This window comes from Coleofasciculus sp. G2-EDA-02 (assembly GCF_040226375.1).
In the GTDB taxonomy this organism is placed as follows: domain Bacteria; phylum Cyanobacteriota; class Cyanobacteriia; order Cyanobacteriales; family Coleofasciculaceae; genus Coleofasciculus.
In genome coordinates this window covers 1-16,741 of record NZ_JAVKEW010000184.1, presented here as the reverse complement: position 1 = coordinate 16,741, position 16,741 = coordinate 1, and the positions used below count along the sequence as shown (strand labels likewise).

The window sequence follows — 16,741 nt, the reverse complement described above, 5'->3', positions numbered from 1 at the left end:
TCTTGCTCTAGATTAATTCACAAATTCACAACTTGATCGGGGCGGGTTTAGTTGCATCTGGGTGAGGCAAGAAATGATAATAGTCAAACCCGCCCCTACACAATACTCTACAGGAATTTAATAATGATGGAGATTAATCCCAGCTTCCTTTGCCATCGCCTGTAATCCCTTCTTCTCCAGCGTTTTAATCGCCTTTGTCGAAAGTTTCAACTTCACCCAGCGATTTCCTTCTTGCCACCATACCCGCTTTGATTGCAAATTAGCTTGCTGTAATTTTTTGGTGCGGCGGTGAGAGTGGGAGATGGCATAGGCGTTATTTGCCTTTTTCCCCGTCAGTTGACATTGGCGTGACATGGTATTCCTTTAAGTATAGTCCGTACTCCATCATATCTCGGTCAGGGAAAAGGGCGTGGGGTGTGGGGTGTGAGGGAGATGGGGGAGATGGGGGAGATAGAAACAATCAACCGATGAACCGCCTAGGGTTTAAACCCTAGGCTAAAAGCGAAAGTCAGCTAAAGCTGACTAGAGCGTCGGTCAAGTATTTCCTCCCAACCGGGTTGGGAGTAGGGATCACCCAACCTCAGCCTACCGATTGGTTAATCGGGTGAGCACTTGGTTAGAACGTTCTACAAATGACTTCATCCCTTTAGCGTCAAAGCCTTTTTGCGCCATCAAGGCTAAGTCATAGACATGCTGACAAATCAGGTTGGCTAATTCCCCACTGGGGGATTGACCCACGCCTTGAACAATACTCCCCTGACTAATCTCCACTAAGTTCTCAATCAAGGGATGTGCGGTATTTACCACTAAAATATGTTCTTCCGGAAACTGCGCCGCCTGCTGTTGCAACAGGGCGGTCATATCCTGTAACCGTCGCATGGCTTCCGGTAGGAGTACCATGGCTGGGGGTGTCCCTTGGGGGTCATCAGATTTGAGCGCCTGGGTTTTGATGTTAACTTTGGGCTTGTTTATCGCTTTCTCAAATAACTCCTTAATCAGTTCGCTGCGGGTTTTATTAGTTTTGGGGTCAACAATATCCGCCGCCTTGTCTTGGTCAACCAGAGTATTATCTAACTCCGAGTCTACCCGAGAAAACTTGACATCCGAATATTCCTGTTCCAGGAAACTAATAAAGTGAGTGTCAATAAACGAGTCCATAAACAGGACTTCTAATCCCTGATTCTTGTGCAGTTCCACGTATGTGGCTTGGGCGGCTTCGTCGGTGCAGTAGAAGACGTGGTTTTCGTGCTGGGCTTTGTTGCGGTCTAAATAATCTTTGAGCGTCGTATAGGTTCGTCCTTTCTCATCTTGATTCGCTGCGGCTGGACTTACTTCTTGCCAAACATCGCTATCTTGAGACTGCACTTCTACCTCTGGCGTCTTGGGTTTACTGGCTGAGTCTCCCGCATAGGTGGTGCGATAGAGAATAATATCTTCGACTTGTTTCTTGAACTTGTCGTTATTCAAAGCACCAAATTTAACAAAGGTACCCACATCTTGCCAGCAGCGGATATATTCTACCCGTTGCTCATTGTAGATTTCATTGAGTCGGTCGGCGATTTTCTTGGCAATAAAATCGGCAATCCGGCGCACGGTTCGGTCACTGGTGAGGGCGGAACGGGAAACATTTATGGGAATGTCGGGACTATCAATTACCCCCCGCAGTGGCATGAGGAAGTTGGGAATAACCTCTTCGCAGTTGTCACTGACAAAAACCTGATTACAGAATAGTTTAATATGACCCTTGGTCACATCCACATCGGGTTTGAGTTTGGGAAAATAAAGAATCCCGTTCAACAAGAAGGGATAATCGGTCTTCAGATGCACCCACAGCAGGGGGTCTTCCTGAAACGGATAGAGATAGCGATAAAATTCTAAATAGTCATCATCGCTCAGGTTTTGCGGTGATTCTTTCCACTGTGCCTTGTGCTGGTTTAGTTCTTCGCCATCTAGCTTAATCGGTACGGGCATGAAATCGCAGTATTTCTTCACCAGTTGACGAATTCGTGCTGGTTCTAGATATTCTGTCTCTTCATCCTGAAGGGTCAGTGTAATCGTGGTTCCCCGTTCTTGGCGAGACGATTCCGACAGTTCAAAGGTAGGAGAACCATCACAGGACCAATGTACCGCTTCCGCATCAGCTTGGTAGGAGAGGGTATCAATCTCGACGTTTTTCGCCACCATGAAGCAGGAGTAGAAGCCGAGACCAAAGTGACCGATAATCTGTTGATCAGCGTCTTTCTGATATTTCTGGATAAACTCTTCGGCGCTGGAGAAAGCCACCTGATTTATGTATTTTTTCACCTCCTCAGCGGTCATGCCGATACCATTATCACAGACGGAGAGGGTCTTTTTATCTTTATCGAGGGAAATGGTAATTTCTGGTTCCCCCACATCTCCATCTACTTCCCCCGAATAGGATACCATCTTCAGCTTCTGGATGGCGTCTACGGCGTTGGACACCAATTCCCGTAAGAAGATTTCGTGATCTGTGTAGAGGGATTTCTTGATAATGGGAAAGATATTCTCGGTATGAATTGTAATCTGTCCCTGTTCTAGTACAGTCATAGGTGACACTCTGTAATGGTTTGGGTATTCAGTACGATTGTGTGCGATCGCCCGAATTTTGGGGTAACAGATAGCCCCCGTTGGAGAATACGGATCTCCGCACTTGGGGGAGGTGGGGGCGCTCCCCCTGCTTTTAGCGCTTAAGCTGACACCAATGGCGATCGCTGTCCCGCTCTCCACAAAAAACGGTCACCCCCTCACCCTAAACCCCATAACCCAACTCCCGCATCATCGGCGCAATGATGGGCATCACCTGGTTAATTGTTTGCCCATTCTTCTGTTTCCACTTATCCGCTTGCGGCTGGGAAACCGTTGTCCAACTCAGACGCCCCTGCTGGATATACTGAAGACTCTCCTGGGAAATTTCCCATCCGGTGAACTGACAAAACTGCTCCAATACAGCCCGGGGATCAGCTAAAAGCTCTTCATAGGAAATTCGCATCAACCGCTTCTGACAATCTGGATTTACCCGTTCCCACTCCAGCACAGAACGATTATGCTCCACCCAACTCCAGGCGCAAATTTCGGCTAATGACTGATGAACCACATTTTGCCAACCCGGTGGAATCGGATAACACCAATGGGAGATCGTCGCACCTTCGGGAAAGGGTAAAGGGCGCTTCCAGAAAACCCCTGAATTCCACCCCTCTATCATCGAAGATACACAGGCTCTACCATCACGAACCAGATGAACCAATAAAGCATCAGGATACAGTTGCTTTAGTGCCTCTAAATGAAAGCAATTGGCAACAGTTTTCTCCAAATAGCGCACGGGTTTCCTGAGTAAGCCATAATTAAAGCCATCCCGCCAGCGAGAGGGGCGACGATGGCGTAGGTTTTCTATCAGCAGTTCCCGCCGAAAGGTCTTAATTATTTCCGGTGTACATTCCTCTGGTGAAATATAATCGGTAGGCAGGGACAATCGTTGGTAAGGAAAAAACTGAAACCATAACGGATCATTTTCTTTGTCAAAAGACCACACATCGGGCAGGCGTCGAGTGATTTCATAAAAATAACTCGACCCTGAGCGAGGTGCTGATAAAATAAAGACAGGTCTAGACAAAGGCGGCTGCAAAATCTGAAAAATCAGGAACTTTATCGCTTGTGGCATCAAATTTAACGGGCGGTTCGGATAGGTGATAACCAAAGGACTGCATCCGATTTCCACAAATCGTTTCAATCGTTCGCAAGTTATCCTTGCCAAAAAATTCTAACCAACTCACCTGATGATTGCCACGGGGTTGATACTGAATATCGACCTGAGCCGAAATATCGTGAATTGGGTTTAATCCTACCTGCTGGGCTAATTCGCGAATGGTGTCCGCCTTATCCTGGAGAAAATCTTCATAGCACAGCAGAATTATCTCATCCCGGTGAGCATTATAAGTATCAATCGTCCAGTTCCAGCGGTGGGCTAGTCGTTCAATGTAATTACTTCCCTTGACCTGGGGAAGATTCCCTGCTATCATGAGAGACCAACCCTTGGCTGCCATTTTTTGCAACGGCGTACACCAGCTCCCCTCGAGTGCTGGCAGGTTTCCTGGCAGTTTCAGTCGATTCAAGACACTGCGAATTGTATCCCGGGGATCACGCATCACCTGAACAAAGGTCGCTTGGGGAAAGCAGCGACTGACATCCTCATAGAGAAATGTAAAGTTTGGATCTTTGATTATGGGAGTAGAAAAATAGAACTTGTGCCCTTGTACCAAATCATCAAATGCCAGTTCCTGTTTAAAGAGTTTCTGCCGCAGATGGGCGTTGAGGTCAATGTGGTGGAAGGGGTCAATGGTAAAAGGTAGACCAGAGATTTGACCCAATAATGCTGCGATCGCGGTTGTTCCCGACTTTTGATGTCCTAAGATTATAATAGGAGATGGGTGAATAGGGGCAATCTTGTGCTTGTAAGCGTTTTTTAAGCGATTTACCCATTCAGCTGAAACCGGCGGCAACTGTTTGACGACGGTTGGTATAAGAAGCATTCCCTGATACATTGCTTTTATGCCTGTTTAACGAAGAAGTGATGCAAGAGTTTATCTAGCAAACTACAAGGATAAAAAACTCAGCAAGCGAGCTTTACCCTTGATTTGAAGTAACTTTACCCTAAAGAAATGACAGCACAGGTCTTAATTAAATAACCTGAAACTTATCAACTATCGGGACATGAAAGTCCCAAGGGAGCAAGACCCAGTAGTAGAAAGATGCCTGAATTTTAACTGAATATATGTTAAATGTAAAATTCGGCGCTATTGTATGAAAAATAACATTATTATCTACCGAGACACTCTCCTGCCCTACTCCGAAACATTTATTCCCGCGCAAGTGGAAAACTACGAATCATATACAGGATTCTACGTGGGAACGTCCCGGTGTCGCGGCAGAAGCTATCCCCTACCTGTCGAGAGAACCCTAGTGCTCAGCGAGGTTGCCAAACTAACCCTGAGACGCAAGCTATTATTTCTGATCACCGGCTTAGGGTATCCTGACTGGTTTCGTCGCCTCAGAGCACTCTCTCCCAGGCTAATTCATGCTCATTTTGGACCCGATGGTGTTTGGGCGTTACCTATGAGGCAACGGCTGAAAATTCCCTTAATTGTCACCTTTCATGGGTATGATATCACCGTTCGTGAGAACACTGGCGATGATCTCAGTGACATGTTTGGGCCACATCCTTTAACCTCTGTGTATTTCTGGCGGCGACGGCATTTATTCAAAAAAGCCCACTATTGTATAGCCGTGTCTGAGTTTATTCGCACGAAACTGATAGAAAAAGGCTGTCCCCCTGATAAAATTATTGTTCACTACATTGGCATTGATGTGGATAAATTTGCACCACAGCCTAACCCATCGCGCCAGCCTGTGGTGCTATTCGTGGGGCGACTGGTAGAAAAAAAAGGGTGTCAATACTTAATTCAGGCAATGGCTCAGGTACAATCAGTACGACCCGATGTAGAACTGGTTGTTATTGGGGATGGTGGACTACGCTCAACTCTTGAACAACAAGCTGCCCATTCCCTGAAACGCTATCGTTTTTTAGGGGTGCAACCCTCGGATGTGGTTAAGGATTGGCTGAATCAATCCATGATTCTCTGTATCCCCAGCGTTACCGACACTCACGGAAATTGTGAGGGGCTACCGATAACCCTCCTTGAAGCCCAAGCCATGGAGATACCCGTAGTCAGTTCCATTCACGCTGGAATTCCGGAGGCCATTATTCATGGTGAAACGGGTTTCCTGGTGTCAGAAAAAGACTGGCAAGGTCTTGCCGAATATCTGCTGATTTTAGCAGACAACGCACAACTGCGAAAAGAGTTCGCGATCGCGGGGCGCAAACAAGTGGAGCTGAAATTTAACTTAAAGCATAATACCACGAAGTTAGAAGGAATTTATGATCAGATTTTGCAGGGGAGATGAGGGAGATAGGGGAGATAGGGGAGATAGGGGAGACAATGAACAATTACCGTTTCACTCTTTTGAGTAAAGCATAGGCTTGTTGAGAGGGGAATATCGTCGCTAAAGCAATTTTAAACAGAATAATACTCATTATCTTAGGTCTAAGCAACCAAACCGGATCATTAGTTATCGCTCGCCAGAAAAAGCGCATAGCTGTTAATCCACGCTGCCGTTCTAAACGACCTTCAATCGATTTGAAGGTAAAATACTTATAACGTTCTGCCAAAACCTGCCTTTTAAGATAATCCAAGGGTTCAGGTGACTGAGCAAAGGCTTTTTCAATTACCAGCAAGCTGGCTGTCTCCATTTTCCAAACATCTGTAGACATGGAGTTAGGAGAAATGCGATATAAAATTTGGGGAGAAGGGACACAGACAAATTCATAGCGAGCAGCCAGACGTAACCACATATCCCAATCTTCTACCGCATTGAGTGACTGATCAAATCCCCCAACTTCAGCAAATGCTTTGGCTAAAACTAAAACATTAGAACCTCCTTCTATAAAATCTCGCAAAAGCAGTTTATCGTAAACATAACCATTAGCAATAATGTGACCTCCTGGGCGTAAAAATTGACCCGATTCATCAATCCAATCCGTCCAGCTATAAGCCACACCCGCTTTCGGATTTGCTCCTAAGGCTTTGATTTGGGCTTCTAGTTTATCGGCTGTCCACAGATCATCGGCATCAATAAAGGAGATATACTTTCCAGCTGCTTGAGAAATCCCCCGATTTCGACTTGCGGCTAAGCCAGCATTGGCATAAGAAAACAATTTTAAACGGGAGTCATCAATGGGCGAAATTACGGATAATGTATTATCGTTCGACCCATCATTAATTACAATCAGTTCCAAATCTGTAACCGTTTGCGTCAATACCGATTCAATTGTGTCTTTAATCGTTTTTTCCCCATTAAAAACCGGAATAATCACCGATACTAACGGCATCTCTATTTAGCTCCTTGTGTCAATTTCAGGGACAGTCAGAATGGCTCTGAACGCAGGTATCCATATAAAGCATGAACATCAGCAAACTTGCCCAACTTAGCGAGCAACCCTTGTGCTTGCTGGGGAGGTAAGAGAGTCACGATAGTCATTCTCAACACCACTTTCACCAGCACTCTTGCTTGGATAAGAGACGGATCATTACGGAGTGCTATCCAGAGAAACCGAGCTGCTGTTAACCCCCGTTGACGACTAGAGGGTCTTTCTAAAGCATCGACAACCAAACACTTATAACGATTAGAAATAATATCTCCTTTCAGAGACTTTATCGATTCAGGAGCCTGCTCCAAGGCTTTAGAAATCACATTTTCAAACCCTTTTTCCTGCCGTTCAACGTTATTTGACCAGGAATTAGAACTCAGGGATTTTCGATATAAAACCTGCGGTTTTGGCACCACAGCAAACGGATAGCAGGCGGCTAATCGTAGCCACATATCCCAATCCTGACCCCCCACTAGGGATTCGTCAAAATTACCCACTTTTTCCAGGGCTTGGCGGCGGATCAATGGATTAGAACCACTGCCGATAAAATCAATCAACAATAACTTTGCCTGCACATCACCACTGGCACTAATATAAGTCCCTCGACGCCAAAATTGACCCTTTTCATCAATCCAATCTGTCCAACTATAAGCCACGGCTGCTTCAGGATGCGTCTGGAGTGCCTGAAATTGGGCATCTAGCTTATCGGGTGTCCACAGATCATCTGCGTCTAGAAATGCCAAATATTCACCTGTTGCTTTTTCAATTCCCCGATTGCGGCTTTTCTGAGGACCTGAATTGGGGTAAGAGAATACCTTAATCCGAGGATCAGGGATACTAGAAACAATCTCTAAGGTTGAATCTTGAGAGCCATCATTGATAACAATGAGTTCCAAATCTGACAAGGTTTGATTTAAAACCGATTGAGTTGTTTCTTGAATTGTTGCTTCAGCATTGTAAACTGGAATAATTACAGAAATTAAGGGCATAATTAAGTTTAATTAATTAGACATATTTTTTCTCAATAAATAGAAAGGACTGAGAAAGCCCCCCCAAAAAAACTCCAGCTCACAAGCCGTAATCAGATCCCGTTTTACCCGCCATCGATACTTAATAATATAGCCAATCATGCGACGCAAATTCCCAAGTATTGTTCGGATAAAAATCACCGGTTTTTGCCAAGGATTAGCATTAATCATTCGCAGTTGGCAGGTGGCTAACCCACACCCCCGTGAAATAGACAGTAAATAATCCCGTTCTAATCGCCAACGTGGGATTTGATGATAGGTATGCAACTCAGGATGATACCAAATTTCCCAGCCAGCTTTATACATGTAAAGTAAGGGTTCATAATCATCCCCCTGAATCATCACTCCGGGTAATTTACCTGTTAAAGTGGGACGCGAGGGAACATTTTCACTCCAGGCTTTTTTTCGCACCACTAATGAAGCCGCTGGCGGTAATCTCAAGTTTTGCGGTTCAAATTGATGAGGAATAGAACCATGTTCTCGAATCGCTAAAAAAGCTTGAATACGTTGAAAGTTTTCCGGCGGTGCGACTTCAAACTCCCCGTGAATTTGCCCACTAAATGCACCGGCTTGGGGATGTTCCTGGGCAAATGAATAAGCTTGGGCTATCCAATCTGGATTGGGTAAGTTATCATCATCCAGAAATCCAATGAGTTCCCCCTGTGCCTCTTTCACCGCCCGTAATCTAGCAAAAGCGGCACCCTGTTCCGGTTCCAGGATATAAATTAAGGGAACACCGACTAACCAATTCCCTTGATACTCCTGTACAATTTGAGCGGTATTATCGCTACTATTATTATCAACAACAATAATTTCCCAGGAAATCTGCTCTAAACCCGTTTGCTGTCGCAGTTTATCCAGCAACGTTGGTAAACGACTGGCACCATTATAAGTGGGAATGGCTAGGGTGAAATCTACAGACATTATTCCGGCGTCCCCCGTGATATAGAGTTCAGGGTAATGATTTGATTGGGGCTATTGAAATAGCCATGGCGGTACAGGTATAATGGACTCTCTAAGCTACTTAAAAAGAGTTCCCATTGACAAGCGGCGACTAAATCGGATTGGATTCTCCCCTGATATTTAAGACGGTGAATAATGAGTTTCCGCAAATCGTTAAGGGTATAGGCAAAAAAAGCGAAGGGGCGTTGCCAAGACTTGACACTCAACATGCGGGTGACAAAACGGCTAAGTCCAATGCCGCGCATAAAGGGGATTAAATACTCTCGTTCTAAGCGTTTCTGGGGAATTTTATGGTCAATTTCCATGGCTGGGTTATACCAAATTTCCCAGCCGTTGAGCTGCATATAGCATAACATTTCTAAGTCTTCTCCACTGAGCATATTCCCCTGAATTCTGCCCGTTAAAATTAGTTGACTGGGAACCGTGTCGAGATAGGCTTGTTTGCGAATCACCAATCCGGCGGAAGGGGGTAATAACTTGTTGCGGGGTTTGTAGCAAAAAGGTTCATCACCGCGTTCTGCGATCGCGAGAAAGGGTAGAATCGGTTGTAAGCTTTCTGGGGGTGGCACTTCAAAGTCTGGGTGAATTTGACTTCCATAGGCTCCCGCCTGGGGATAAGCTTGAGCAAAGCTAACTGCAGCAGCCACCCAATTGAGGGCGGGAATATTATCATCATCTAAAAACCCAATCAGTGGCGCTTGCGCTTCCTTCACCGCCAACTGTCGGGCAAATCCTGCCCCTTGTCTGGCTTCAAAGCAGTATCGTAAGGGATAGTCGGCAGACCAGTTTTCCTGATAATCTTTAATAATCTCCGCCGTATTATCGGTACTGTTATTATCAACAACGATGACTTCCCAGCGAATCGATTCTGTACCCCTTTGGCGGCGCAGTTGTGCTAATACGTCTGATATTCGGCTTGCGCCATTATACGTGGGAATCGCGACAGTGAAGTCAAGGGACATAACAAGTCAAAAGTTAAAGGTCAAAAGTCAAATGTCACTTTTGCCTAGCTGAGAAGAAAATCGGCTTAAGTGTTTGTCGTGAGTGCTGAGGCGCTGATGGCGCTAAAGCGCTTACTACGAACTTTTGTTTTTCTCTAGAGATGCCCTTCTCCTGAATTATGATTCTAACTGAATATTAGCTGAATTCTGGAGAGGTTGTAATGAAAATTTGATGAAGATTTTTGACGCCACCTGTTCAATATACCGCTTCCGGTTCCGGCAAATTTACCACCCCCTGCTTATTAAAGGTAAGGACATTATCCGCACAATCGACAAGGATTTTATCGCCTGCGCCAAAAGTATTTTCGAGTAGCTTTGTGGCAATCGGGTTTTCTAGTTCCCGTTGGATTGCCCGTTTCAGGGGACGCGCCCCATAAACCGGATCATACCCGACATTCACCACATAGTCTTGAGCGGTGGGGGACAATTCAATGGAGATTTTCTGATCTGCTAACAACCGTTCAATCCGTTGCAGTTGAATCTCGACAATTTGCCGCAGTTCCTTGCGAGTCAGGGTATGGAAAATAATAATATCATCAACACGATTAACAAATTCGGGGCGAAACTGCTTTCTCAATGCATCAGTCACCCGTTTTTGCATCTCCTCATACTGAGTATCATCCCCCGCCACACTGAGAATATGATCACTGCCAATATTACTCGTCATGACAATAATCGTATTGCGAAAATCCACAGTTCGCCCTTGGGAGTCAGTAATGCGTCCGTCGTCAAGGACTTGCAACAAAATGTTAAATACATCCCGGTGTGCCTTTTCCACTTCATCGAGCAACACCACCGAGTAAGGGCGGCGGCGAATGGCTTCGGTGAGTTGTCCCCCTTCTTCATACCCCACATATCCTGGAGGTGCGCCAATCAACCGGGAAACGGCGTGTTTCTCCATATACTCAGACATATCAATCCTGACTAGAGCATCCTCACTGTCAAAGAGAAACTGTGCCAAAGCCCGCGCCAATTCTGTTTTACCAACGCCTGTGGGTCCCAAGAAGAGGAATGATCCAATCGGGCGCCCAGGATCTTTCATCCCCGCCCTAGCGCGACGAATCGCCGCCGCGACGGCTTCCACGGCTTCCCCTTGCCCAATCACCCGTTTATGCAGATGTCCTTCTAACTGCAACAGTTTCTGGCGTTCCGACTCCAGCAAGCGTTTTACGGGGATTCCTGTCCACTTGGCGACAATTTCGGCAATATCGGCTTCGGTAACTTGTTCTCGGAGCAAGGCGGAACCCTTTGCCTGGAGTTCCAGCATCATCGTCTCTTTTGCCTCGCGATCGCGCTGGAGTACCTCTAGCTGTCCATACTTAAGCTGGGCAGCTTGATTCAGGTCATAAGCACGTTCAGCTTGCTCAATTTTAACCCGGAGTTGATCTTCTTCTTTTTTGAGGGTATTAATATCTTCTAAAAGTTGTTTTTCCGATTGCCATTGTCCATTAAGCTGTTCATGATTAGCTTCAAGCTGGTCAATTTCTTGCTCAATCAGGGCTAACCGTTCCTGGGAAGACTGATAAGCACTGCTAACCGAGGCGACACCCTGACGCTGGCTTTCGGCTTCTAGAGATAGCTTTTCCATCTTTAGCTGCATCAGTCTGCGATCGATGGCTTCAAGTTCCACAGGTTTGGAGGTAATCTCCATTTTCAGCTTAGCGGCGGCTTCATCGACTAAATCAATAGCTTTATCGGGTAAGAAGCGATCGCTAATATAACGATTCGATAGCGTCGCTGCTGCGACTAAGGCGGAGTCAGTAATTGTCACATTATGGTGAACTTCGTAGCGTTCTTTAAGTCCCCGTAAAATCGAAATCGTATTTTCCACCGTCGGTTGTCGCACGAGTACCTGTTGAAACCGTCGTTCTAGGGCGGCGTCTTTTTCAATATGCTTACGGTACTCATCTAAGGTTGTCGCCCCAATACAGCGCAATTCACCTCGCGCTAGCATAGGTTTAAGTAAATTCCCGGCATCCATTGTCCCTTGACCTGATCCGGTACCGACAACGGTATGCAACTCATCAATAAATAGAACAATATGTCCATCCGAGTGGGTAACTTCCCGTAAAACGGCGCGGAGTCTATCTTCAAATTCCCCTCGATATTTTGCCCCAGCAATTAAACTGCCCATATCCAGGGAAATCAACTGTCGTTCCTTGAGGGATTCTGGGACATCTCCATTAATGATCCGTTGCGCCAATCCTTCTGCGATCGCGGTTTTGCCGACACCGGGTTCACCAATTAGCACCGGGTTATTTTTGGAACGTCTGGATAAGACTTGTACCACCCGACGAATCTCTTCATCCCGCCCAATTACTGGATCAAGTTTCCCGGCTTTGGCTTGTTCTGTCAAATCCCGCCCAAATTTCTGTAAGGCTTCGTAGCGGGATTCAGGACTTTGATCGGTGACTTTTTGCGAACCCCGAATTGCTTTTATCGCGGCTTCAAGTTTGGGACTATCTAGGTCAAAGCCTTTGAATAAGCGGCGTCCAATCCGTTCATCGGCGGCTAATCCCAAGAGTAAATGCTCTACGGCAATATAATCATCTTGCAGGGCGACTCTCGATGCCTCTGCATTATCTAGCATAATATCCAACCCTCGCCCTAGATAGAGTTGGTCAACATTATTCACCTTAGCTTGGCGATTTGCGAAAGCCTCCAACTGCTGCTTCAACCTCGGTACATCCACCGTCACCCGTGAAAGAATCCGGGCGGCTAACCCCTCTTGTTCCAAGAGTGCTATCGCCACATGTTCAACTTCTAGCTGTTGATTGCGACAGCGGCGGGCAACATCTTGGGATTTAACGATCGCTTCCCAGGCTTTGTCGGTAAATTTACTGGCGTCGGTGGGCTGCATGAGTGGTTATCGAGTCTCGATTGAATAGTATCTCCCAATGGCAGTATAACAATCTACTCTATCTGTAGCTTCGATTTGGCAATGGACTCACTTTAGCCCGATACAATAATTTATCGCCTTGGCGATAACCAACATAACGAACTCGCACCAAATCGCCCGGTTGAACGGTTCCCGACATTAATTGATGCCATTGAGGATCATAGGCTAATTCATCGCCAACTGAGGCGATCGCTTCTATGCCCCATTGTTGCAGAAGCTGTTCAACTGGCTTGATTAGGGGTAATAATCGGATGGCAGGTAACTGGTCATTCTGGGTTATAGCATAAGCGGCTGTGGGCCACTGCAATAACCATGATTCTAATACCTGCACACTCGATTGCTGAAACTCCTGGAGTAGGGTTTGGCGTTGTTCGGCTAATTGCTGTTGGAGTCGTTGGTATTCCTGCTGGAGGTTGTCTAAGCTTTCTGATGCCCGAAGATCAGGAGTTGGTGAGGTGCGATCGCGCGGCGGCGTAATTGGAGAGATTGATTCTGCTGAAAATAAGGTGAGCAACTGATCTACCGATATTCCTAATATATCCGATAATTTTAGCAGCGTCTCTACCCGCATTTGCGATACCTGTCCTTGTCGCAAACGCTTCAGTTGTCGTTCAGACACACCACTGACACGACTCAATTGGCGAAAACTTGAAACATCCACCTGCTCCATGAGGTATTGTAACTGTTGGGTGTAATTAGGGACAGACTGATTTATTGGGCTAGATGCGGACATGATTAGGAGTGATCTGGAATTGTTCTAGTATTTTGCCAGATTTTAGGTTTATTCCGTTAGGACAAACGAACTGTTGTAGAGACGTTGCATGCAACGTCTCTACAAAATGATGCATCCTGATCGCTATGGCGATTGCTATAAGCTTAATTACTTCACTTATTAGGTTGTAATTTTATTAAAATAAACCCATTGCTTTTAGTGACAAAAATACCCCGACACTGGGAGCTAAACCCAACCCCGACAAGACTCTGACAAACTAATTGAGTTGCTTTATGGATAAACCAATGCTATAGTTTGAGTAGTTTAACTTAGTTCAACAAGAATAATCCTTAAAGTAAATAATCTATTATTAAGGCTTTTATATACTCAAAAAACATCTATCTTTTGAGATAGAAACTAACTTATTTCTCCCGACTGAGGAAGGTGATATAAATTAGAGATTAAATAGGAAAGGTAGACCTGAAAAGGGCGTTTCAACAAAAACCTTTCCCGCTGGGAGAAAAATAAATGACTTTAAGACACAATAAACGAGCGATAGGGGCTTTACCCAACCGCCGAGACGCGGAATCGGCATTGAGAGATCTGAGAAATTCTCACTACCCGATGGATAAAATTTCTGTAATCACACAGGATTCTAATCGCACTGATCAGCTAGCCGGAACGAATGGACATGAGAAGAAAGTCGGTAACAAAGCCGACGAGGGTGCGACAACAGGCGCCGTTACAGGAGGTGCATTAGGAGGTTTGACAGGCTTGTTAGTCGGTTTGGGAACCTTAGCCATTCCGGGCGTCGGACCAATTTTACTGGCAGGTGCAACAGCAACCGCGATCGCTTCGATAAAACATCATTTGGTTTTCTCAACTATCGTCATCACTTCTTTGATGAGCAATTCAACCGGGGTGAATACCTGATTGTTTTAGAGGGTACAAAAGCCGAAATCCGTCGCGCCGAAGCCATCTTAAATCGTCACGGTGTGCGAGAATGGGAGATTTTTGATGCACCGGATCACAACTCCTCGGATCTGGCTCAATCCCTTGTCTGTACTCCCAATTCTGACACCACTCGCCATAACCATGCCATTGGTGTTTTTTCCAACCGTCATAACCTGGAAGCTGCAATCTGGGAATTGAGCAATGCTGGCTTTCCCATGAACCACGTTTCTCTGATTACCCGTGACAACAAGCACAACAACTGGATACCGGGTTTGAATGTTCGCGATCGCTTCGATCAAACATCCTTTGGCTTTCTCAAAGATCGTCATCACTCCTTCCACAACCGATTTAACCAGGGTGAATACTTACTGATCTTAGAAGAAAAAGAAGCCCAAATCCGTCGCGCCGAACCGATCTTGCACCGTCACGGTGTCCAAGAATGGACGATTTTTGACGGACTCAATGATAATCATTCTCCTCGGAGTAATTCAATGGCTAATACTTCCCACGCTGTAAATCACCCTCATCGAGCAGTTGGTACATTCTCTCGTCGCCATGATATGGATACGGCAATCCAGGAATTATACGATGCAGATTTTCCCATGAATCAAGTGTCTGTGATTGCTCGTGACTATCAGCGCCACAACTGGATGCCTAATCTTACCATTCGCGATCGCTTTGATAGCGCTTTCGGCTTTCTCGGAGAACATAATTCCTTTTTCCATGACCGATTTAATCGAGGTGCATTTCTGGTAATGGTAGAAGGCACCCAAGCCCAAATCCACCAAGCCGAAACCATTTTGAGCCGTCATGGAATACAGGATTGGGGGATTTTTAATTCGGCGACGGGTCAGGTTAAGGAACCCCATCGCACCAACCGGATCAGTGATGATCCTGAAGTCGTGATCGTTGACCGTCGCCCTCAAACCTTCTAATAAAAGCAGAAAACTCTCAATACTGCAAGGAATAAGCCTTCTTAGAAACGATAAACCCCAATATTTTCAGGGTTTCATTCTCATCTAGTTTTCAAGCGCCGAGTAGTATTGAGACGACTCTAATGTTAGCGAGTTACCAAAAATTAAGGCAAAAAATCCTGATCTACTGTTTTCAACCTTAGGCAAAACCATGAAAAAATTCACCCCTGTTCTCTTGGCTAGTTTTATGCTCTTTGGTGCTGTAGCTTGCGCCGACGGTGCTAAAACCAGTGCAGATGCTCCAAATACAATTACAGACGCGCCAGAAGTTCTAGACGCTGATGAGGCTCAAGAAAGCCAGGAAGATGGTCAAAGTCAAGTTCGCCAAAACCAGCTTAATGCTGACATTCGCGCCCGGGAGGAGCGCAACAATGCCTTAAATGACGGTGCGGCTGAAGATAGAAGTGATGATGACCTAGAGAGCGAAGTTCGCAGTAAACTCGAAGCTAACCTTCCAGCTAGTGCCTTAGTGATTGAAGCGGAGGACGGTGCTGTAACTGTATCGGGAACTGTCCCTACTCAGGAACAATTTGAGAGAATTGAACCCTTGGCAAAAGAAATCAAAGGGGTTCAGGCTGTCAATGTTAAAGCTGCTGTTGCTCCCGCGCAACCAAAGGAGAATAATTGAAACTTCTTCACTTTGTCCAACTATAGCAGTAGACACATCCCTTAGGACTTTCCGAACTTTGGTAGAGACGTTGCATACAACGTCTCTACTCAATGATGTGTCCTTAGTTACCCGTGCTATGGCTATGAGGCGTACTACCATTGCCCTGTTGACCGGACATCGCCCCAGTATGGGCATTACCACTGTCCATCGTGCCATGGTTCATCTTGGCTTTGCACTTCTCCATCATCTGCTGCATCTGACTCATCGTTTGCTGCATCTGATCCATCATTTCTTGGTGCTGTTGATGTTGATTGGCTGTAGCTTCAGGAGTAGAGTTTGCAGGTGTGCTAGGGGTGACTTCTCGGTTCTGTGCCAATAAGGGGCTACCTGTAAGCCCTAGGGCTACCACACCTCCAACGGCTGCACTGATAAGAGTTTGAGTAAATAGTCTTGCATTCATAAAAATCCTTCGTTGTGGGAAACCCTGTGTCTTTAGACCAGGGAGGAACACGCGGTAGCGGTTTAAGAAGCATACCCCTTTCGGGGTGGAGGGGTATGGTTGCCCCTCCGGTTTTCACCCATTTCTGGGGTAAAGTT

The 16,741-nt window shown here is 45.9% G+C and carries 15 protein-coding genes; 4 read left to right on the top strand and 11 right to left on the bottom strand.

Annotation, left to right across the window (positions count from 1 at the left end):
- Positions 1 to 117: 117 nt before the first annotated feature.
- The 4 genes from rpmB to RLO19_RS21985 all read right to left on the bottom strand — a co-directional run bounded on the left by rpmB (position 118) and on the right by RLO19_RS21985 (position 4,547).
- Entirely contained in the window at positions 118 to 354 is a 237-nt protein-coding gene (rpmB, locus tag RLO19_RS22000) for a 50S ribosomal protein L28 (protein WP_446337294.1), read from the bottom strand.
- A 231-nt stretch (positions 355 to 585) separates the two neighbouring features.
- Positions 586 to 2,568, bottom strand: a complete 1,983-nt coding sequence (gene htpG, locus RLO19_RS21995; RefSeq protein WP_446359554.1) for a molecular chaperone HtpG — start codon at positions 2,566 to 2,568, stop codon at positions 586 to 588.
- Between the two features lie 202 nt (positions 2,569 to 2,770).
- Entirely contained in the window at positions 2,771 to 3,631 is an 861-nt protein-coding gene (locus RLO19_RS21990; RefSeq protein WP_446359553.1) for a sulfotransferase family protein, read from the bottom strand.
- Entirely contained in the window at positions 3,624 to 4,547 is a 924-nt protein-coding gene (locus RLO19_RS21985) for a sulfotransferase family protein (RefSeq protein ID WP_446359552.1), read from the bottom strand. Before RLO19_RS21985 ends, RLO19_RS21990 begins: the two co-directional genes overlap by 8 nt.
- Before the next feature lie 271 nt (positions 4,548 to 4,818).
- On the opposite strand from RLO19_RS21985, the gene RLO19_RS21980 reads away from it, so the two are divergent.
- A complete protein-coding gene (locus tag RLO19_RS21980; protein WP_446359551.1) occupies positions 4,819 to 5,979 on the top strand; it encodes a glycosyltransferase in 1,161 nt (386 codons plus the stop codon).
- A 43-nt stretch (positions 5,980 to 6,022) separates the two neighbouring features.
- Here RLO19_RS21980 and RLO19_RS21975 read toward each other — a convergent pair whose 3' ends face one another.
- The 6 genes from RLO19_RS21975 to RLO19_RS21950 all read right to left on the bottom strand — a co-directional run bounded on the left by RLO19_RS21975 (position 6,023) and on the right by RLO19_RS21950 (position 13,627).
- Positions 6,023 to 6,964 (bottom strand): glycosyltransferase, encoded by a 942-nt coding sequence (locus tag RLO19_RS21975; RefSeq protein ID WP_446359550.1) that lies wholly within the window; start codon positions 6,962 to 6,964, stop codon positions 6,023 to 6,025.
- A 35-nt stretch (positions 6,965 to 6,999) separates the two neighbouring features.
- On the bottom strand, positions 7,000 to 7,992 hold the full coding sequence (locus RLO19_RS21970; RefSeq protein WP_446359549.1) for a glycosyltransferase: 993 nt from the start codon (positions 7,990 to 7,992) through the stop codon (positions 7,000 to 7,002).
- Positions 7,993 to 8,004: 12 nt separating this feature from the next.
- The gene (gene hpsE / locus RLO19_RS21965) at positions 8,005 to 8,955 is read right to left on the bottom strand and encodes a hormogonium polysaccharide biosynthesis glycosyltransferase HpsE (RefSeq protein ID WP_446359548.1); all 951 of its coding nucleotides are present in this window, start codon (positions 8,953 to 8,955) and stop codon (positions 8,005 to 8,007) included.
- On the bottom strand, positions 8,955 to 9,956 hold the full coding sequence (gene hpsE / locus RLO19_RS21960; protein ID WP_446359547.1) for a hormogonium polysaccharide biosynthesis glycosyltransferase HpsE: 1,002 nt from the start codon (positions 9,954 to 9,956) through the stop codon (positions 8,955 to 8,957). The genes hpsE (RLO19_RS21965) and hpsE (RLO19_RS21960) overlap by 1 nt, the downstream gene beginning before the upstream one ends.
- Positions 9,957 to 10,191: 235 nt before the next feature.
- Positions 10,192 to 12,855: an ATP-dependent chaperone ClpB gene (gene clpB / locus RLO19_RS21955; protein WP_446359546.1), complete on the bottom strand. Its 2,664-nt coding sequence runs from the start codon at positions 12,853 to 12,855 to the stop codon at positions 10,192 to 10,194.
- A 58-nt stretch (positions 12,856 to 12,913) separates the two neighbouring features.
- Positions 12,914 to 13,627 (bottom strand): helix-turn-helix domain-containing protein, encoded by a 714-nt coding sequence (locus RLO19_RS21950; RefSeq protein ID WP_446359545.1) that lies wholly within the window; start codon positions 13,625 to 13,627, stop codon positions 12,914 to 12,916.
- A 507-nt stretch (positions 13,628 to 14,134) separates the two neighbouring features.
- On the opposite strand from RLO19_RS21950, the gene RLO19_RS21945 reads away from it, so the two are divergent.
- The 3 genes from RLO19_RS21945 (at position 14,135) to RLO19_RS21935 (ending at position 16,162) form a co-directional block, all read left to right on the top strand.
- Positions 14,135 to 14,539, top strand: coding sequence for a general stress protein (locus tag RLO19_RS21945; RefSeq protein WP_446359544.1), 405 nt, complete (start codon positions 14,135 to 14,137; stop codon positions 14,537 to 14,539).
- 62 nt (positions 14,540 to 14,601) lie between these two features.
- Positions 14,602 to 15,495, top strand: coding sequence for a hypothetical protein (locus tag RLO19_RS21940; protein ID WP_446359543.1), 894 nt, complete (start codon positions 14,602 to 14,604; stop codon positions 15,493 to 15,495).
- A 190-nt stretch (positions 15,496 to 15,685) separates the two neighbouring features.
- Entirely contained in the window at positions 15,686 to 16,162 is a 477-nt protein-coding gene (locus RLO19_RS21935) for a BON domain-containing protein (RefSeq protein WP_446359542.1), read from the top strand.
- A gap of 103 nt (positions 16,163 to 16,265) precedes the next feature.
- Here RLO19_RS21935 and RLO19_RS21930 read toward each other — a convergent pair whose 3' ends face one another.
- On the bottom strand, positions 16,266 to 16,604 hold the full coding sequence (locus tag RLO19_RS21930) for a hypothetical protein (RefSeq protein WP_446359541.1): 339 nt from the start codon (positions 16,602 to 16,604) through the stop codon (positions 16,266 to 16,268).
- Between the last annotated feature and the right edge of the window lie 137 nt (positions 16,605 to 16,741).

Coding starts and splice junctions, on each gene's coding strand:
- rpmB (WP_446337294.1), bottom strand. CDS start 354: ATGTCACGCCAATGTCAACTGACGGGGAAAAAGGCAAATAACGCCTAT.
- htpG (WP_446359554.1), bottom strand. CDS start 2,568: ATGACTGTACTAGAACAGGGACAGATTACAATTCATACCGAGAATATC.
- RLO19_RS21985 (WP_446359552.1), bottom strand. CDS start 4,547: ATGCTTCTTATACCAACCGTCGTCAAACAGTTGCCGCCGGTTTCAGCT.
- RLO19_RS21980 (WP_446359551.1), top strand. CDS start 4,819: ATGAAAAATAACATTATTATCTACCGAGACACTCTCCTGCCCTACTCC.
- RLO19_RS21975 (WP_446359550.1), bottom strand. CDS start 6,964: ATGCCGTTAGTATCGGTGATTATTCCGGTTTTTAATGGGGAAAAAACG.
- RLO19_RS21970 (WP_446359549.1), bottom strand. CDS start 7,992: ATGCCCTTAATTTCTGTAATTATTCCAGTTTACAATGCTGAAGCAACA.
- hpsE (WP_446359548.1), bottom strand. CDS start 8,955: ATGTCTGTAGATTTCACCCTAGCCATTCCCACTTATAATGGTGCCAGT.
- hpsE (WP_446359547.1), bottom strand. CDS start 9,956: ATGTCCCTTGACTTCACTGTCGCGATTCCCACGTATAATGGCGCAAGC.
- clpB (WP_446359546.1), bottom strand. CDS start 12,855: ATGCAGCCCACCGACGCCAGTAAATTTACCGACAAAGCCTGGGAAGCG.
- RLO19_RS21950 (WP_446359545.1), bottom strand. CDS start 13,627: ATGTCCGCATCTAGCCCAATAAATCAGTCTGTCCCTAATTACACCCAA.
- RLO19_RS21945 (WP_446359544.1), top strand. CDS start 14,135: ATGACTTTAAGACACAATAAACGAGCGATAGGGGCTTTACCCAACCGC.
- RLO19_RS21935 (WP_446359542.1), top strand. CDS start 15,686: ATGAAAAAATTCACCCCTGTTCTCTTGGCTAGTTTTATGCTCTTTGGT.
- RLO19_RS21930 (WP_446359541.1), bottom strand. CDS start 16,604: ATGAATGCAAGACTATTTACTCAAACTCTTATCAGTGCAGCCGTTGGA.